At 36.3% G+C, this 15,319-nt stretch carries 14 protein-coding genes; 4 read left to right on the top strand and 10 right to left on the bottom strand.

Going from position 1 to position 15,319, the window contains the following annotated elements:
- Positions 1 to 74 precede the first annotated feature (74 nt).
- From GTK47_RS11355 to fadR, 5 genes are all read right to left on the bottom strand, one after another.
- Entirely contained in the window at positions 75 to 827 is a 753-nt protein-coding gene (locus tag GTK47_RS11355) for a MipA/OmpV family protein (protein ID WP_109401757.1), read from the bottom strand.
- A 94-nt stretch (positions 828 to 921) separates the two neighbouring features.
- The gene (gene hypF / locus GTK47_RS11350) at positions 922 to 3,225 is read right to left on the bottom strand and encodes a carbamoyltransferase HypF (RefSeq protein WP_165123269.1); all 2,304 of its coding nucleotides are present in this window, start codon (positions 3,223 to 3,225) and stop codon (positions 922 to 924) included.
- A 49-nt stretch (positions 3,226 to 3,274) separates the two neighbouring features.
- Positions 3,275 to 4,387, bottom strand: coding sequence for an alanine racemase (alr, locus tag GTK47_RS11345; protein ID WP_165123267.1), 1,113 nt, complete (start codon positions 4,385 to 4,387; stop codon positions 3,275 to 3,277).
- A 13-nt stretch (positions 4,388 to 4,400) separates the two neighbouring features.
- Complete coding sequence (locus tag GTK47_RS11340) at positions 4,401 to 5,705, bottom strand: D-amino acid dehydrogenase (protein WP_165123265.1); 1,305 nt, start codon at positions 5,703 to 5,705, stop codon at positions 4,401 to 4,403.
- Positions 5,706 to 6,181: 476 nt separating this feature from the next.
- A complete protein-coding gene (gene fadR / locus GTK47_RS11335) occupies positions 6,182 to 6,901 on the bottom strand; it encodes a fatty acid metabolism transcriptional regulator FadR (RefSeq protein WP_072064116.1) in 720 nt (239 codons plus the stop codon).
- A gap of 233 nt (positions 6,902 to 7,134) precedes the next feature.
- On the opposite strand from fadR, the gene nhaB reads away from it, so the two are divergent.
- Both nhaB and dsbB read left to right on the top strand, forming a co-directional pair.
- Positions 7,135 to 8,679 (top strand): sodium/proton antiporter NhaB, encoded by a 1,545-nt coding sequence (gene nhaB, locus GTK47_RS11330; RefSeq protein ID WP_165123263.1) that lies wholly within the window; start codon positions 7,135 to 7,137, stop codon positions 8,677 to 8,679.
- A 178-nt stretch (positions 8,680 to 8,857) separates the two neighbouring features.
- Positions 8,858 to 9,382, top strand: coding sequence for a disulfide bond formation protein DsbB (dsbB, locus tag GTK47_RS11325; RefSeq protein ID WP_165123261.1), 525 nt, complete (start codon positions 8,858 to 8,860; stop codon positions 9,380 to 9,382).
- A gap of 84 nt (positions 9,383 to 9,466) precedes the next feature.
- Here dsbB and GTK47_RS11320 read toward each other — a convergent pair whose 3' ends face one another.
- From GTK47_RS11320 to GTK47_RS11300, 5 genes are all read right to left on the bottom strand, one after another.
- Positions 9,467 to 9,775, bottom strand: a complete 309-nt coding sequence (locus tag GTK47_RS11320) for a DUF333 domain-containing protein (RefSeq protein ID WP_098942547.1) — start codon at positions 9,773 to 9,775, stop codon at positions 9,467 to 9,469.
- Positions 9,776 to 9,808: 33 nt separating this feature from the next.
- The gene (locus tag GTK47_RS11315; RefSeq protein WP_165123259.1) at positions 9,809 to 10,141 is read right to left on the bottom strand and encodes an SMR family transporter; all 333 of its coding nucleotides are present in this window, start codon (positions 10,139 to 10,141) and stop codon (positions 9,809 to 9,811) included.
- A gap of 134 nt (positions 10,142 to 10,275) precedes the next feature.
- Positions 10,276 to 11,505: a sugar transporter gene (locus tag GTK47_RS11310; RefSeq protein WP_165123257.1), complete on the bottom strand. Its 1,230-nt coding sequence runs from the start codon at positions 11,503 to 11,505 to the stop codon at positions 10,276 to 10,278.
- 460 nt (positions 11,506 to 11,965) lie between these two features.
- Positions 11,966 to 12,385: a hypothetical protein gene (locus GTK47_RS11305; RefSeq protein ID WP_165123255.1), complete on the bottom strand. Its 420-nt coding sequence runs from the start codon at positions 12,383 to 12,385 to the stop codon at positions 11,966 to 11,968.
- A gap of 211 nt (positions 12,386 to 12,596) precedes the next feature.
- Positions 12,597 to 13,382, bottom strand: a complete 786-nt coding sequence (locus tag GTK47_RS11300) for a class I SAM-dependent methyltransferase (RefSeq protein WP_241256014.1) — start codon at positions 13,380 to 13,382, stop codon at positions 12,597 to 12,599.
- A 287-nt stretch (positions 13,383 to 13,669) separates the two neighbouring features.
- Between GTK47_RS11300 and GTK47_RS11295 the strand changes: the two genes are divergently transcribed.
- Positions 13,670 to 14,041 carry a DUF305 domain-containing protein gene (locus tag GTK47_RS11295; protein ID WP_165123253.1) on the top strand — a complete coding sequence of 124 codons (372 nt, stop codon included), beginning with the start codon at positions 13,670 to 13,672 and terminating at the stop codon, positions 14,039 to 14,041.
- 167 nt (positions 14,042 to 14,208) lie between these two features.
- Positions 14,209 to 15,120, top strand: a complete 912-nt coding sequence (locus tag GTK47_RS11290) for an AraC family transcriptional regulator (RefSeq protein WP_165123251.1) — start codon at positions 14,209 to 14,211, stop codon at positions 15,118 to 15,120.
- Positions 15,121 to 15,319: the final 199 nt, after the last annotated feature.

The raw sequence follows: 15,319 nt of genomic DNA, 5'->3' as shown, positions 1-15,319 counted from the left end.
AAAAAGCTTCGAATTTAAATCGAAGCTTTTTTATCATCATTAATCTCACTAAATTCTAGTCAGATTTCTGCTAATTAGAATGTGTAAGTCACACCTGTCCACACAATCGCAGTAACAGATTTATTCACCATTGGGCTATCTTTAACTTCACTTGGTAAATGGTCAACACGCCCCATAGCAAAGAAATTCCATTTTTCGGCAAATTTATAGTTAGCAGAGAGTTCAACATAAGGTCTCCAGCTATCATTTGGTGTGTATTCAGCTAAACCACTACGCTGTGATTCTGCATGAGTAATACCATACGCATAACGATTTTGCTTTTTGTTTTCCCAAACAATACCCGCACCAGGTTGGAAAGACCAATTACCTAATTCGAAAGGATATAAATAGGCAGCATCAGCAATAATACCATTACTTTTACCCAGCATATCACCAGAAACAATCGCTCTTAAGCTACCCCATGATTCATGGTGTTTATAAGTAAAGCCACCCATCATGGTGTCACGACGACGATTCAGTTTTTTCATTTGCTCATCGTCACTATCACTTGGTTTATAAGCCTGAGGATAATAGTGCAAATCAACAGAAAGTTGATCTTTAGGTGTATTCCACAGGTAATATCCCGCAGCTAACGTTGCGAAATAAAAGTTTTCTGACTGGTAGTTAACTTGTGGTACTGGTAATAAATAATCTTTTGATTTAGCCCCTTTATAAGGAGTGACTTGTGCTAAGACTGAACCACCAATTGACCATTCTCCAGCAAATGCTGCTGGTGTGCTAAGTCCTGCAATAACGGCTAAAGAAATGATAATCTTCTTATTACTCACGATGATTTTCCATATTGTCATTAATAAAGTAGCAACCAAAAACCTATTTCAGTCACAAATAACTAAAACTGGTATTATTTTACCTATAATCATTTTAGTTGTGCATTAAATGTGTAGCAATCAGTGCTTGCCCTAAAGCAATACCACCGTCTCCGGCTGGTAACATCATAGGGGCGAGTACTTTTTTATTGTTTAATTTTTTCTTAAACAGATGTTTGAGTAATGTATTATTTAATACCCCCCCCGTAAGTACAATGGTGTCAATCTGATATTTATCTGCATATTGCAATGCAATATCGCCTAAACCTTCAGCTAATAGATAATGAAATAACCATGCTTTTTCACTGACATTCAGCGCTACACTTTCCCACTGCGACCAAAAAACCGACAAATCAAGCACACTATTTTTTACTGGCATTAAATGCCCATATTGCTTAATTATTCCTGCCTGTTTTTCTTGATGACACGCTAATGCTGCTGTTTGTAGATAGCAAGCCGCTTCACCTTCCCAACTTATCTCTTTAGGGGCTAATCCCAATGATGCTGAAACCGCATCAAAAAAACGTCCACAAGAAGAGGCTTTAGGCGAATTTAAACCACGCTCTACGGCCTTACTTAATATCTGCAAATCATTGCTAGGCACCATTTGGGCGATTACACTACCTTGCCAATCTTCAGAAAAAGTAGCTAAATGTGCGAACCAGTTTCTCCAAGGTTGAATCGAGGCAAGATTACCTCCGGGCATAGCGACAGCCGGAAGCCCACCAATCCGCTCTGAATTTTGATAGTCCACCAGCAGACACTCTCCTCCCCATAACGTGCCATCTTGTCCAAAGCCTAATCCATCAAGCGCAATACCAATGACAGCACCTTGTTGGTGTGTATGACCATGTTCAGCAAGGCAGGAAACAATATGTGCATGATGATGAGAGACTTCAATGAGAGGAATATTTTGCTCTTGAGCAAACTGCTTACCCAACTGATGGCTAATGTAGTTAGGATGTGCATCTATCGCAATCGCTTTAGGTGTAAAACGATAAATTTGCTGAAAGAGAGCCAACGACTTTACCAACTGCTGTCTCACACTTAAATCATCCAGATCCCCTAAATGAGGCCCCATAATGGCTTGATGTTGGCGTAATAGGCAAAATACATTTTTGAGATCGCCCCCCATCGCGAGTACTGAGGGTTGTGCTCCAAAGTCTTCCGGTAATGAAATAGCATCTGGGACATAACCACGAGAGCGTCTGATCATCACGCTCTGTTTACCCTCAATGCGAACAAGTGAGTCATCAGCTCTTTGTATGATCTCTCTATTGTGCATTAAGAATAAATCTGCAATATCTTTCAATTGCATTAAGGCATCTTCGTTACTTAATGCTGGCGTATGACCTGACGCATTACCAGATGTCATAACAAGTGGAATATTTGTACCACGCGCTAATAGATGTTGCAGTGGATTGGCTGGCAGCATAACACCAATTTCAGTTAATCCTGGCGCAATAAGCTCCGCAAGTTTAGGTGCAACTGTTTTGGGGATTAATACAATTGGGGCAGCAGTGCTTTGCAACGCTTGGATAGCAGTTGAAAGAAAATCTGGATCTTGCTTATCTGCTTTAATTTGATCAATTCCTGTGAGCATCACAGCGAGAGGCTTCGCAGGTCGATATTTGCGCTCTCGTAATAATGCAACACTCTCATTATTGCGTGCATCACATACTAAATGAAAACCACCGATACCTTTAACGGCAACAATCTTTCCAGCAAGTAACGCTTCACAAGCTTGAGTTAATGCAAGCTCTTTTGTTGCTAGCTCTTTACTCTGATTATCTTCAAGCCAGATATGGGGTCCACAGACAGGACATGCATTAGGCTGAGCATGAAACCGTCTATCTGCGGGATCTTCATATTCATGTTTACATTCAGGACAGAATGGAAACTCAGACATTGAAGTAAAAGGCCTATCGTAAGGCATTTTTTTTATGATAGTAAAACGAGGACCGCAATGTGTGCAGTTAATAAAAGGATAATGATAACGACGATTTTGCGGATCAAACAATTCATCTATACAAGCTTGGCAAGTTGTTGCATCAGGAACAATTTGTGTATCCATTTCGCCACCACCACTTTTTACAATAATAAAGTCTGTGGGTAACTGTTCCCATTGATAGAGTGATTCTTCGATACGTTCAATGCGTGCTAGTGGTGGACATTCTGCTTTTAATGCTTCGATAAAGAGCGCATTTTTAGGTGAAGGAGTTAAATGTACCAATACACCTAAACTATCATTACTTACTTGCCCTAATAAACCAAAACGATGGGCGAGTTGCCAAACAAATGGGCGAAATCCAACGCCTTGAACCTTTCCTTTCACACGCAATGCAATGCCGTTACTCATAGGATCACCAAATCAAAATAAATTTAAGCTTATTCTAGTTTAGTGATTATCAACAACTTTCATTTAGATCAGAAAAAGTGGAATTAGGTAGATTTATCATCACTTCAACAGTCACTCTTGGTGCAATTGCACACAATAATTCGTAACCAATAGTGCCACATGCCGTTGCGACATCATCAACAGGAAGTTGCTCTCCCCATAATTCAACCGGACTACCGTAATTGACATCAGGAAAATCTGTTACATCAACGGTTAACATATCCATAGAAATACGCCCGACCAATTGTGTTTTATGCCCATTAACAATAACGGGTGTACCGTCTGGCGCATGTCTTGGATAACCATCAGCATAACCACAGGCAACAACAGCGATCCGCATATCACGCTCAGCGGTATATCGGCTACCATAGCCTATCTGTTCACCTTTTTTGACTTGTTGAATAGCTAATATCTCACTATTAAATGTCATTACGGGTTGTAAATCGAAATCAGCAATATCTTGCCAAACACCTGAAGGCGAAACACCATATAAAATAATGCCCGGGCGCACCCAATCTTGATAAGTTTCAGGATCAAACAGTGTTGCGGCTGAATTTGCCAAACACCGAGGTAATTCATTTACCATAGTTTGATTAATAACATTTTTTTGTGCATTCATATTCAATCCCGTATCTGCATTAGCAAAATGCGACATTTGAATAATAGAACCAATGTTTTTGATACTTTTTGCACGAGCAATTGCTTGCTTATAAGTGTCTGGTCGGTAGCCTAGCCGATTCATTCCACTGTTAAGCTTAAGATAGATATTAATGGGCCTTTCTAATTGTGCATTTTCTATAGCATCAAATTGCCAATCAGAATGAATTGTTGTCGTTAAGGAATAACGTTCTAATAAATAAACATCTTCTGGTTTAAAAAAACCTTCCAGCAAAAGGATAGGCCCTACCCATCCCTGCTCTCTTAGCATGACAGCTTTGTCTAGCTCAATTAATGCAAAGCCATCGGTATGACTTAATGCTGGCCAAACACAGGATAATCCATGTCCATAAGCATCTGCTTTCACAACAGACCACACTTTGCTGCCCTTGACTCTCTCTTTAATAACAGACAGATTATGGCTTAATGCATCGAGGTTAATGGTTACTTTTGTGGGTCTGGACATGGTTTTTCCTCAATTAATAAGCTGCATCAAGTTTTTGCCCTGGTAAGAGCAATTTAGTATTAAAGCCATCGATATACCGAAACACAGATAAATCATCAGCGGCAATAGCTGGTTTATTTCCTGAAATTAAATCAGCCAATAATTGGCCGGAGCCACATGCCATTGTCCAGCCTAATGTGCCATGTCCTGTATTTAATGATAAGTTGCGATAAGCTGTAGGCCCTACAATAGGCGTACCGTCAGGCGTCATCGGTCTTAAACCCGTCCAAAATGTGGCTTTTTCAATATCACCACCACCTTGATAGAGATCTTGTACAACCATTTTTAATGTTTCACAGCGTGATTTTAAAATATCCAGATTAAAACCAACGACCTCTGCCATTCCACCAACACGAATTCGCTCATCAAAACGCGTTACCGCAATTTTATAGGTTTCATCTAAAATAGTGGACATTGGTGCTCTTGAAGCATCAATAATCGGCATCGTAAGTGAATAACCTTTAAGAGGATAAACCGGAATAGCGACTTTGTTTTTCAAAAACTCTGTTGAGTAAGAGCCCATAGCAACAACATAGTGATCAGCTGTTAATAATCCATCATGGCATTGAACGCCCGCTACTTTATCACCATCAAATAACAAATGTTTGATTTCTTTGTTAAATAGGAACGTAACACCGGCATTTTCTGCCATTTTAGCGAGTTTTTTTGTGAAGGTTTGGCAATCACCGGTTTCATCATTCGGTAAACGTAAGCCACCTGTCAATTTGTGGCTAACATGCTCAAGTGCTGGCTCTGCTAATTTTAATTGATCCGCAGTTAACAATTCATAAGCAACGCCTTCTTGCTTTAATACAGCAATATCATTGGCTGCATTATCAAATTGCTTTTGATCGCGAAAAAGTTGCAGCGTTCCACCTTGACGCCCTTCATATTCAATACCGGTATCTTGGCGTAACTGACGAATGCAATCACGGCTATATTCAGCAATACGCACCATACGGCTTTTATTCATGGTGTAATGTGACGCATCACAATTACGTAACATTTGCCACATCCAACGTAACTGGAAAAGTGAGCCATCAGGTTTTATCGCTAATGGTGCGTGCTTTTGGAACATCCACTTAACTGCTTTTAATGGAATACCTGGTGCTCCCCAAGGCGTTGCATATCCTGGCGATATTTGACCTGCATTACCTGCGCTAGTCTCTTCTGCTGCACTATTTTGTCTATCAACAACAATGACTTCATGGCCTTGTTGCACAAGATACCATGCACTTGTTACACCAATAACGCCGCCACCTAAGATGATCACTTTCATGGCAAGACTCCAATAATTTACATTGATATAACATAAGAATAATATTCCATACACAAAAAGCCAATATAGAATAATCATCTAGGCTAATAAAAAAGCAAATTTTAGAGTTGAGTCACATTTGATTACTATTCAACAAGTGATTTTCAAAAAATAATTATTTAATTAATGCATAAAATCAATAAGATATAATTTTTACCATAAATTATAATAATATTGATTAGCAAATTATTTAAAATTGAAGAGAGTTTAAGGTGTAAGAAAAGGAAATCTATATTTTATTAAAACCTAAAAATATACATTAACTCAGATTATAATTCTTTAATTAACTCATTTTGGTTGCTCTTTTTACTAAAAATAACCTATTTAAAGCATTGCCTAAAAAATGACACTTTTACACTTTTTAAAAGCATAAAAAAACCAGTATCACAAATTATATGAATACTGGTTTTTCTATTGTGATAAAGAAGCAAACGTAATTAGCGTTTTACTTCTTCTAGATCACTAGGTAGTGGTGACTGTAGACTTTGCCAGATAATACCACTGTCTTTACCATATTGACGAACGCATTCCATGACATGCTCGACATCTTTTTGCTCACATAATACAGCCAACTTTTTATAGAATGCTAACGCGAGTTCTTTGGCTTGAATATTTGAGAAATAATAACGGCCTACACGCGTATAAAGCCCTTTTAAGCCATTTAAGATAAGACCATAAATTGGATTACCTGACGCAAACGCTAATCCACGAAAAATGTTGTAATCCAGTTCACTAAACTCATCAGCACTATTTTCAGTGGTAAGTTCATGGTTTAAAACTTCAATACATTTTTCAGGGCTATTTCTAAATGCTGTGCGTATAAAAATAGCTGAGATATTGGTTCTGACAGCCAATAAATTATCTATTAACTGTGGTACTCGATCATGATCAAGACGAGCTACTGTTTCAAGGATATTAAGGCCAGATGTTTCCCAGAAATTGTTTACCTTCGTTGGCTTTCCGTGTTGAATAGTTAACCAACCATCACGAGCAAGGCGTTGTAGCACTTCTCTTAATGTGGTTCTTGTAACACCGATTAATTCAGAGAGCTCACGTTCCGCTGGAAGAATAGATCCAGGAGGAAAACGATTATTCCAGATGCTTTCAACAATATACTCTTCCGCAAAACCTGCGGGGCTTTGAGCCTTAATAACCATATTTTTATTTCTTCCGAAGCGATTTTTCTGCTAATAATGGAAAAGATAATATCAGAATGCGTAATTTTGATATAGCTCAACCATCATTAAATAGTGAATGGCATCATAAAACTTAATGTGGTTTTATCAATTTATTATTACTAATGCGCTTAATTTCACAGCGATTAGCGCGTACTATGGTTAAATTGCGTATCATTGCGCTTAAAATCTCTATTTGGAGGATGAGAAACCTAATGGATATGAGTATAAGACAAGCACTACTAAAGAACTTTATGGGAAATTCCCCAGATTGGTATAAGCTTGCTATTCTTACTTTTTTAATTATCAACCCAGTGATTTTTTTCTTTGTTGACCCTTTTGTCGCCGGTTGGCTGTTAGTAGTAGAATTTATTTTTACACTAGCTATGGCGCTAAAGTGTTACCCGTTACAACCCGGAGGATTACTTGCCATTGAGGCCGTCATCATTGGTATGACTAGCCCAAAACAGATTGGTCATGAAATAGCTAACAACCTTGAAGTGATTTTGCTTCTTGTCTTTATGGTTGCAGGTATCTATTTTATGAAGCAATTATTGCTGTTTGCTTTTACTAAACTGCTGTTATCCATCCGTTCTAAACGAATGTTATCTATTGCCTTTTGCTTCGCAAGTGCATTTTTATCTGCCTTTTTGGATGCTTTAACCGTAATCGCGGTTGTAATCAGTGTCTCTCTCGGTTTCTACTCTATTTATCATAATTTTGCCTCTAATCAATCAGGTGCAGAATTAAATAATGATGGATTTATTGATACCGCAGAAAAAAAACAAACTTTAGAACAATTCCGTGCCTTTTTACGTAGCTTAATGATGCATGCCGGTGTCGGTACTGCGTTAGGTGGCGTAATGACCATGGTAGGTGAACCACAAAACCTAATTATTGCAAAACATTTAGAATGGGATTTTGTGACCTTCTTTATCAGAATGTCACCTGTCACTATTCCTGTTTTCTTTGCTGGCCTTGCAGTGTGTTACTTTGTAGAACGCTTTAAGCTCTTTGGTTATGGTGCTGAATTACCTGATTTAGTTCGTAAAGTTCTAACTGAATACGACAAGAAAAACAGTGAAAAACGTACTTCTCAAGAAAAAGCTCAACTAATGATCCAAGCATTAATTGGTATTTGGTTGATTGTTGCTTTAGCGCTCCATTTAGCAGAAGTCGGTATTATCGGTTTATCTGTTATTATTCTTGCCACTGCATTTTGTGGGATCACAGAAGAACATGCTCTTGGTAAAGCATTTGAAGAAGCCTTGCCCTTCACTGCATTATTGACCGTATTCTTCTCTATCGTTGCCGTTATTATTGACCAACAATTATTTGGCCCTATTATTCAGTTTGTTCTTCAAGCTTCAGAATCCTCACAACTGTCTCTTTTTTATCTCTTTAATGGTCTGCTATCTGCTATTTCAGATAACGTGTTTGTAGGTACGGTTTATATCAGTGAAGCTTTAACTGCATTGCAAGATGGATTAATCAGCCAATCACAATATGAACATATTGGTGTTGCTATTAATACAGGTACAAACTTACCTTCTGTTGCCACTCCAAATGGTCAAGCTGCATTCCTGTTCTTATTAACATCAGCACTATCACCGCTCATTCGTTTATCCTATGGTCGTATGGTGATAATGGCTCTGCCATACACAATTGTAATGACATTACTTGGTTTACTGGCTGTTGAATTTTGGCTTGTTCCTGCAACACATTGGTTCTATGAAATTGGTTTAGTTGCTATTCCATAACAATAGAACCACAGTTACACCACATTAATAGGACTTTTATTTGATAAAAGTCCTATTTTCTTCTTTAAAAGAAGCTTGAATGTAAATATTTGTGAAATAACGGGTTTTAACTTTTTTTGCGCTTGATTTTTGGGCAGAATATACACTTATTTTATTTAATATTTAAATGGATATTATTATGCTGACTTCTCTTCGTCACTGGTCACAAGGCCGTTTTTCATGGCTATTGCTTGCATTAACAGCAATAGGTCTTGAAGGTGCTGCATTGTATTTTCAGTACGGAATGGAATTAATGCCTTGTGTAATGTGCGTCTATCAACGCATCGCGGTATTGGGAATATTAGTTGCCGCATTGATTGGGGCGACAGCACCTAAGATGGCACTTATGCGTATGGCAGGTGGTTTTTTATGGATTTATTCTGCATACCGAGGAATTGAACTCTCTTGGGAGCATACACAACTTATTCTAAACCCATCCCCTTTTGCAACCTGTGACTTTTTTGTCACTTTACCCTCTTGGTTTGCTCTGCAAGATTGGTTCCCTGCTGTATTCCAAGCAACTGGTGATTGCTCTGTCAGCCAATGGCAATTCTTAACTTTAGAAATGCCACAATGGATGCTTATTATTTTCTCAGCTTATTTTGTTGTAGGTTTATTAGTATTAATGAGCCAAATAACAAGTTCTTTTAAAACAAAAGAATAAAAAAGAAAATAGCCCTTAGCGATAAACTAAGGGCTATTTCTATAATAGAAAATTGGTGATTAAACATTCAACCAAAAATAAGCTTTAACCTGGAATACAAGCCCCTTCAATTAAAGCTTGTTCACTACAACGTTTACCATTAGCAAATTGACACACTGGTGTTTGACCACCATGTAATTCATAGTTTAAAGAAGGCACGCCACCTGAAAAGACACAGGTTGCCTTGGCAGATTCATCTAAGGGAATATCAAGGCTGGTTGTCGGTATTGTTCGACTTTTACTAACCACTTGTGTAGATGAATATTGTGTCTGCGCTGAATTACTGCATCCTGCAATAAAAGCAAAGCTAGTTAACATAAATAGATAACAAGCTGTTTTAAATTTCTTTTGCATCAAAGACACCCTAATTTCTTCCAGTTATTCCTATTAGTGTGAAGCACTTTTTGAAAGTAGATTTATAACTAAAACACCAGCAATAATTAAAGTCATACCAATAATGGCAGGTAAATCAAGTTTTTGTTGATAGAGAAACACAGCCGCAACAGAAACTAAAACTATCCCTAACCCACTCCATATTGCATAAGCAATACCTAATGGCATAACTCTTACCACTTGAGAAAGTGCCCAAAAAGAAAAACAGTAACCAATGACGACCACAATAGATGGATATAATCGGCTAAAACCATCAGAAGCTTTTAGCATTGTCGTCGCAATCACTTCAGATATAATTGCCAACATTAGGTAAGTTAATCCATTCATTTTTTCGCCTTAATCCTATACAAAGTCAATTTTGTGAATTCTATCACAAGCGAGATTAAGGATATTCATCTACAAGAAATAAAAAAGGCACTTTTTCTATTGAATAAGTGCCTTTATATTATGGGAGTGCTTAGTTAGTGTTGATGAAGTTGATTTTTTTGACGAGGCTCTCCGCCCATAGAAACACGATAGCGATTAAAGATAAAACCACACCAAACCACAGCGATAACACTTAATATTGTTCCAGCATAACCAAGGTTTGTCATGCCAGCATGTAAGATAACTTGATTACCAATCAATGCTCCAGCGCCAATACCGATATTAAAAATACCAGAGTAAATGGACATAGCGATATCTGTTGCATCAGGAGCTAAATCAATCACTTTGACTTGCATTCCAAGACAAATGCACATAAAGCCAATACCCCAAAATATAATCAACACAATAAATGTCGTTAAACTTTGACTACTCATCATTAATAAACTTAAGCAGAATGTCAGCAAAATTAAGGCAAAGAACAAGAACGATGTTGGCATTTTAGTACTATAACGACTAAATAAAACACTACCAACAATACCGGCACCACCAAAAATGAGTAAAACCAAAGTAGCAAAGTTTTGATCTAAATTTGCAATATCGACAACAAAAGGCTCTATATAACTATAAGCGGTAAAATGTGTAGTAACCGCGATTACGGTTAACAGAAAAATACCCATTAATGGACCACGTTTTAATAACACGGGTACACTTTTTAATGATCCTGAATGCTCACTTGGTAATAAAGGTAAATAGCGCATTAATGCAAACATGGTAATTAAAGCTAAAACACCAATTCCCATAAATGTTGCTCGCCATCCTAACCACTGCCCAACAACTCGACCTAAAGGCAAACCCAGTACGGTTGCTAATGCAGTTCCTGTTGCTAATAAACCTAATGCTTGAGCTCGTTTACCCGCTGGTGCCATTCTAACAGCCAGCGATGCGGTAATAGACCAAAACACGGCATGAGAAAACGCAACACCTATACGCCCTGCTATCAGTGATTTAAAATCCCATGCTACACCAGATAAAATATGACTTAAAATAAAGAGAATAAATAAAATAATAAGTAGCTTACGTCGCTCAACTTTGCTTGTCATTATCATTAAAGGCAGAGACATTAAAGCAACAATCCAAGCATATATCGTGATCATTAAACCTGTTTGAGCAGGGATCATACCGAAGCTTTCAGAAATATCACTTAACAGTGCAACAGGAACAAATTCTGTTGTATTAAAAACGAAAGCCGCGAATGATAATATTATTACTCTGATCCACGCTGTTTGACGGCTAACTTCGTTTACGTTTGATGCTGTAATATTCATAATTAATTGATATTTTCTTAAATTATATTGATATATATGTCATGCTTATTTATAGAAGCTTTTATCTGATTTGCTTTGCTTACTTAAGCTAAAATGGATTTATTGTATTAAAAGTAAAAAATAGCATAAAGATAAAAATGCATTTCGTTAGAAACAAAAAATAAACCAAATTATCACTAAATTTCGTTGCTAAAGCGAATCAGCTATCAATTTTAGCATATTCACATTGTAATTTTAAATCCCCTTCGCAACTTCTTTTTAACGTTAACATAATCTTCAAACAAAGAGATTGTAGATATAAATGGCCTACCTCTACTTTATGTTGAAGAATAAGAATATACTCTTATCAAGAAAAATATATTGCAGATTCATTGAATTAAGTTAAGAGATATTAATTTAATAGACGGAAATAATCTTATGATTGGACAAAAGATAAATAAAAATAGAAAGAATATTGAGATTACTGACTCAAGTCATTAATAACTTGAAGTGCCTGCTCGCAAGCAATGTTTTTCGTAGGTGATGTTGAACCATCAAAAGCATTTTTAATAGTCGAAATTTGTTCTTTTGCAGGCCGTGGTAGCGTTAAATTTCCATTAGAAAGTGCTTTTTCAACATCATTTAGCTTTTCAGCTAACTGCTGGCAACTTCCATTGTTATCTTTAGATTGATAAATAGCCATAAGCGTATCGCGTTTTGCATCTACGTTAGAAAGAGTTTCACGTACAGTAGATGACGAACTTTCAATCATTTCGCGGCTTTCATTCCAAAATTCAGCAGTATTTTCTTTAATGGCAGACACAATTAGAATAGCGACCAGAATAGCCAGTATAATAGTCAGCGATAATATCCCTCCTGCAATAATAAGTATCTGTTTCATATTAAACCTCACATATAAACTATATCTATTTTGATATTTCTTTTTAATATATATAGTTAAAATAAATCAGGTTCAATCTGGATTACGATTCTTTTTATTTTTTACATTTTATTACGGTGATATACAGTTCTATTTATTCTTATTTATAAAAAAAAAGCACCTAGTTTTACTTAGGCGCCCTCAATTAATACATAAATTTTTCTTGATGTAATTATTTTTTAGAACAACATGCAATATAATTTAAAACATGTCGATTCTCTCTAAAAAAACGGAACATTGATAAGAATCGTGGTCTATTTTGCTTATTTATCAATCCATTCTTAATTATCTTTGCTGCCCTAAATAAGCCTTCATCACGAATTAAACCGACGGGTGACATTAAACTCATGTTACCCGATCTTATTTTCACTTCTGAAAAACCAATATTAATAAATAAGTCATGCCACTCTTGCTTAAACATTGGTGCTACATTTGATTTCACTACACCGATTAATTTGTCTCTATTAACATCATCATTTTTCTTCATAATATCGTGTGTTAATAACAAACCACCGGGTTTTAAAACACGATAATATTCTTTTACTAGCTTTGCTTTGGCTTTATCTACATACATTGTCAACATTGCTTCATTTATCACAATATCAAACGTATTATCAGGAAAAGGTAAAGATAACGCATTGGCTTTTGTTAATTGGATCAAATGTGATAATTGAGCGCTATCGACATTCTTTTGCGCATGGGACAATGCATTATCATCCATGTCGATAGCAATAATATGACAACCGTATTTCTTGGCAATCTCGATTGAAGTTGTCGCCATATTGCAAGCAATCTCAAGAACATGGCTTGATGATGTAAAATGTGCATTATTAATTAACCAATCAGATGCCTCTACACCGCCCGGTCTTAAACGTGTTTTTCCTAAACTCGCTAAAAAAGTATGGCCTGCTTCTGACGGTTCTTGAGACATAGATTGTATTGTAGTTTGATTATCCATATAGCCACCTTAAATTGTATTATAAATGCAACTTTATAGCAAAATAGATTTGATGGGAATAGTTATCATTACTTTTCTTTTTTTTATAAAGAAATTCTGAGTATGCAAAAAGATATAAAGTCAGATGTTGGTATATAACCAATTGAAATTAAATAGGTTAAAAAGACTATTTTGTAATTACGTCATTAAAGGTAAAGAATATTAAACTTTGCATAACAACATTGACCTTCCCCTAGGGGGAATCTTTAGAGTGATAACAATTTCACGATAAATTAAAGGAAACTGTTATGAAAAAGATTTTACCTACTGCGGTTATTTTAATGAGTGCTATCTCTTTTGGTGCAATGGCAAATAATACCCATATGACCATGAATATGGATACATCTCATAACAGCTCACCAATGCAAAAGGAACTCAATGATTCCATGAATAAAATGCATGCTGATATGGCAAAAGGAATGAACACTGATAATGCAGACGTTGCTTTTGCTGATGGCATGATTGCTCACCATTTAGGTGCTATTGATATGGCTAAAATTGAGTTGAAATATGGTACTGATCCTGAAATGCGTAAACTAGCTCAAGCTATTATTGATGCCCAAGGCCCTGAAATAGAACAAATGCAAAAATGGTTAGAAAAAAATAGAACTAATAAATAATAAATTTATAAGGCTGTGATTTATTAGGCACAGCCTGCCTCATTTTTAATTTTTCCCTTCCAAATTTCTTATTAAAGATAAATCAAATAATTTTCTAATATTCATCTCATACATTATAATTTTACAATTACTGCAACATTAATCGCTTTACCCCGTATGGAGTCCATATGAATAATTCAGAAAACATGGCGTTATTAACTCAAAAACTTGCCATACAAATTGAAAAATGGACTCAGGATACTAATCAATTTGAAACTCAAATTCCGGGATTAACGCTAACACACTGGACTTCTCCTACACCAATTACCAGCCATACTCACAAATCAGGGATCTGTTTAATTGCCCAAGGTAAAAAAAGAGTGATCTTAGGAGAAGAAAGCTTTATTTACGATGCCAACCATTTTTTAATTTCCTCAATAGAACTCCCTGTTATGGCAAATATTATGAAAGCCAGTAACGAGAAACCGTTTTTAGGGCTAGTTATGGAGTTAGATCTACAAGAAATATCACAACTTATCGTTGATAGTGAATTAACCTTTAACCCAGATCCAAATGCCCAAAAAGGTATTGCTGTTGGTGAATTATCAGAACCTTTAGTCAATGCGTTTATTCGCTTACTCACTCTTCTTGATGAGCCTAATAGTATTAAAATCCTTGCTTCTGGTATAAAACGTGAAATTTTCTATCGTCTACTGGTTACGGAGCAAGGTGAACGATTGAATCAAATCGTCACCGCAGGTAGCCATAGTCATCAAATAGCTAAAGCGATTGATTGGCTAAAAGGTAATTATATAAAACCATTAAACATCAATGAATTGGCTTCATGTTCAGGAATGAGTAAATCTGCTTTTTATACTCATTTTAAAACAATGACATCAATGACTCCGCTTCAATTCCAAAAAAAATTACGACTCAGTGAAGCCCGCCGATTGATGTTAACTGAAAATTTGGGAGCAATGACAACCACTTTCCGAGTTGGTTATGAAAGCCCTTCTCAATTTAGTCGTGAATATAGCCGGTTATTCGGAGCTCCACCAGCAACCGATATAAAGATGCTTAAAGAAGCAGATCCTATTTAACCACTATAAAGTTTCTTATTCTCTCTATTACCTAATTTATATTATTCACCATCATCATTTTAGTTTTTTGGAAAAATAGGCAAGAGACTAAGAAGATCAGACATTCATTTCTAAATACGAAAGCGATAGCATTCTCCTCAACAAATAATCCATATCTATCTTATTTGAAGTTAAAAAACATCATAAACTTCAATTAGAT

It is taken from the genome of Proteus sp. ZN5 (genome assembly GCF_011046025.1).
In the GTDB taxonomy this organism is placed as follows: Bacteria; Pseudomonadota; Gammaproteobacteria; order Enterobacterales; family Enterobacteriaceae; genus Proteus.
This window is presented reverse-complemented; position numbering and strand designations above follow the sequence as displayed.

What these genes read in the sequence shown, in the direction of transcription:
- fadR (WP_072064116.1), bottom strand. Translation starts at nt 6,901, where the DNA reads ATGGTTATTAAGGCTCAAAGCCCCGCAGGTTTTGCGGAAGAGTATATT.
- nhaB (WP_165123263.1), top strand. Translation starts at nt 7,135, where the DNA reads ATGGATATGAGTATAAGACAAGCACTACTAAAGAACTTTATGGGAAAT.
- hypF (WP_165123269.1), bottom strand. Translation starts at nt 3,225, where the DNA reads ATGAGTAACGGCATTGCATTGCGTGTGAAAGGAAAGGTTCAAGGCGTT.
- GTK47_RS11315 (WP_165123259.1), bottom strand. Translation starts at nt 10,141, where the DNA reads ATGAATGGATTAACTTACCTAATGTTGGCAATTATATCTGAAGTGATT.
- GTK47_RS11310 (WP_165123257.1), bottom strand. Translation starts at nt 11,505, where the DNA reads ATGAATATTACAGCATCAAACGTAAACGAAGTTAGCCGTCAAACAGCG.
- alr (WP_165123267.1), bottom strand. Translation starts at nt 4,387, where the DNA reads ATGTCCAGACCCACAAAAGTAACCATTAACCTCGATGCATTAAGCCAT.
- GTK47_RS11340 (WP_165123265.1), bottom strand. Translation starts at nt 5,705, where the DNA reads ATGAAAGTGATCATCTTAGGTGGCGGCGTTATTGGTGTAACAAGTGCA.
- GTK47_RS11295 (WP_165123253.1), top strand. Translation starts at nt 13,670, where the DNA reads ATGAAAAAGATTTTACCTACTGCGGTTATTTTAATGAGTGCTATCTCT.
- GTK47_RS11305 (WP_165123255.1), bottom strand. Translation starts at nt 12,385, where the DNA reads ATGAAACAGATACTTATTATTGCAGGAGGGATATTATCGCTGACTATT.
- GTK47_RS11300 (WP_241256014.1), bottom strand. Translation starts at nt 13,382, where the DNA reads ATGGATAATCAAACTACAATACAATCTATGTCTCAAGAACCGTCAGAA.
- dsbB (WP_165123261.1), top strand. Translation starts at nt 8,858, where the DNA reads ATGCTGACTTCTCTTCGTCACTGGTCACAAGGCCGTTTTTCATGGCTA.
- GTK47_RS11320 (WP_098942547.1), bottom strand. Translation starts at nt 9,775, where the DNA reads ATGCAAAAGAAATTTAAAACAGCTTGTTATCTATTTATGTTAACTAGC.
- GTK47_RS11290 (WP_165123251.1), top strand. Translation starts at nt 14,209, where the DNA reads ATGAATAATTCAGAAAACATGGCGTTATTAACTCAAAAACTTGCCATA.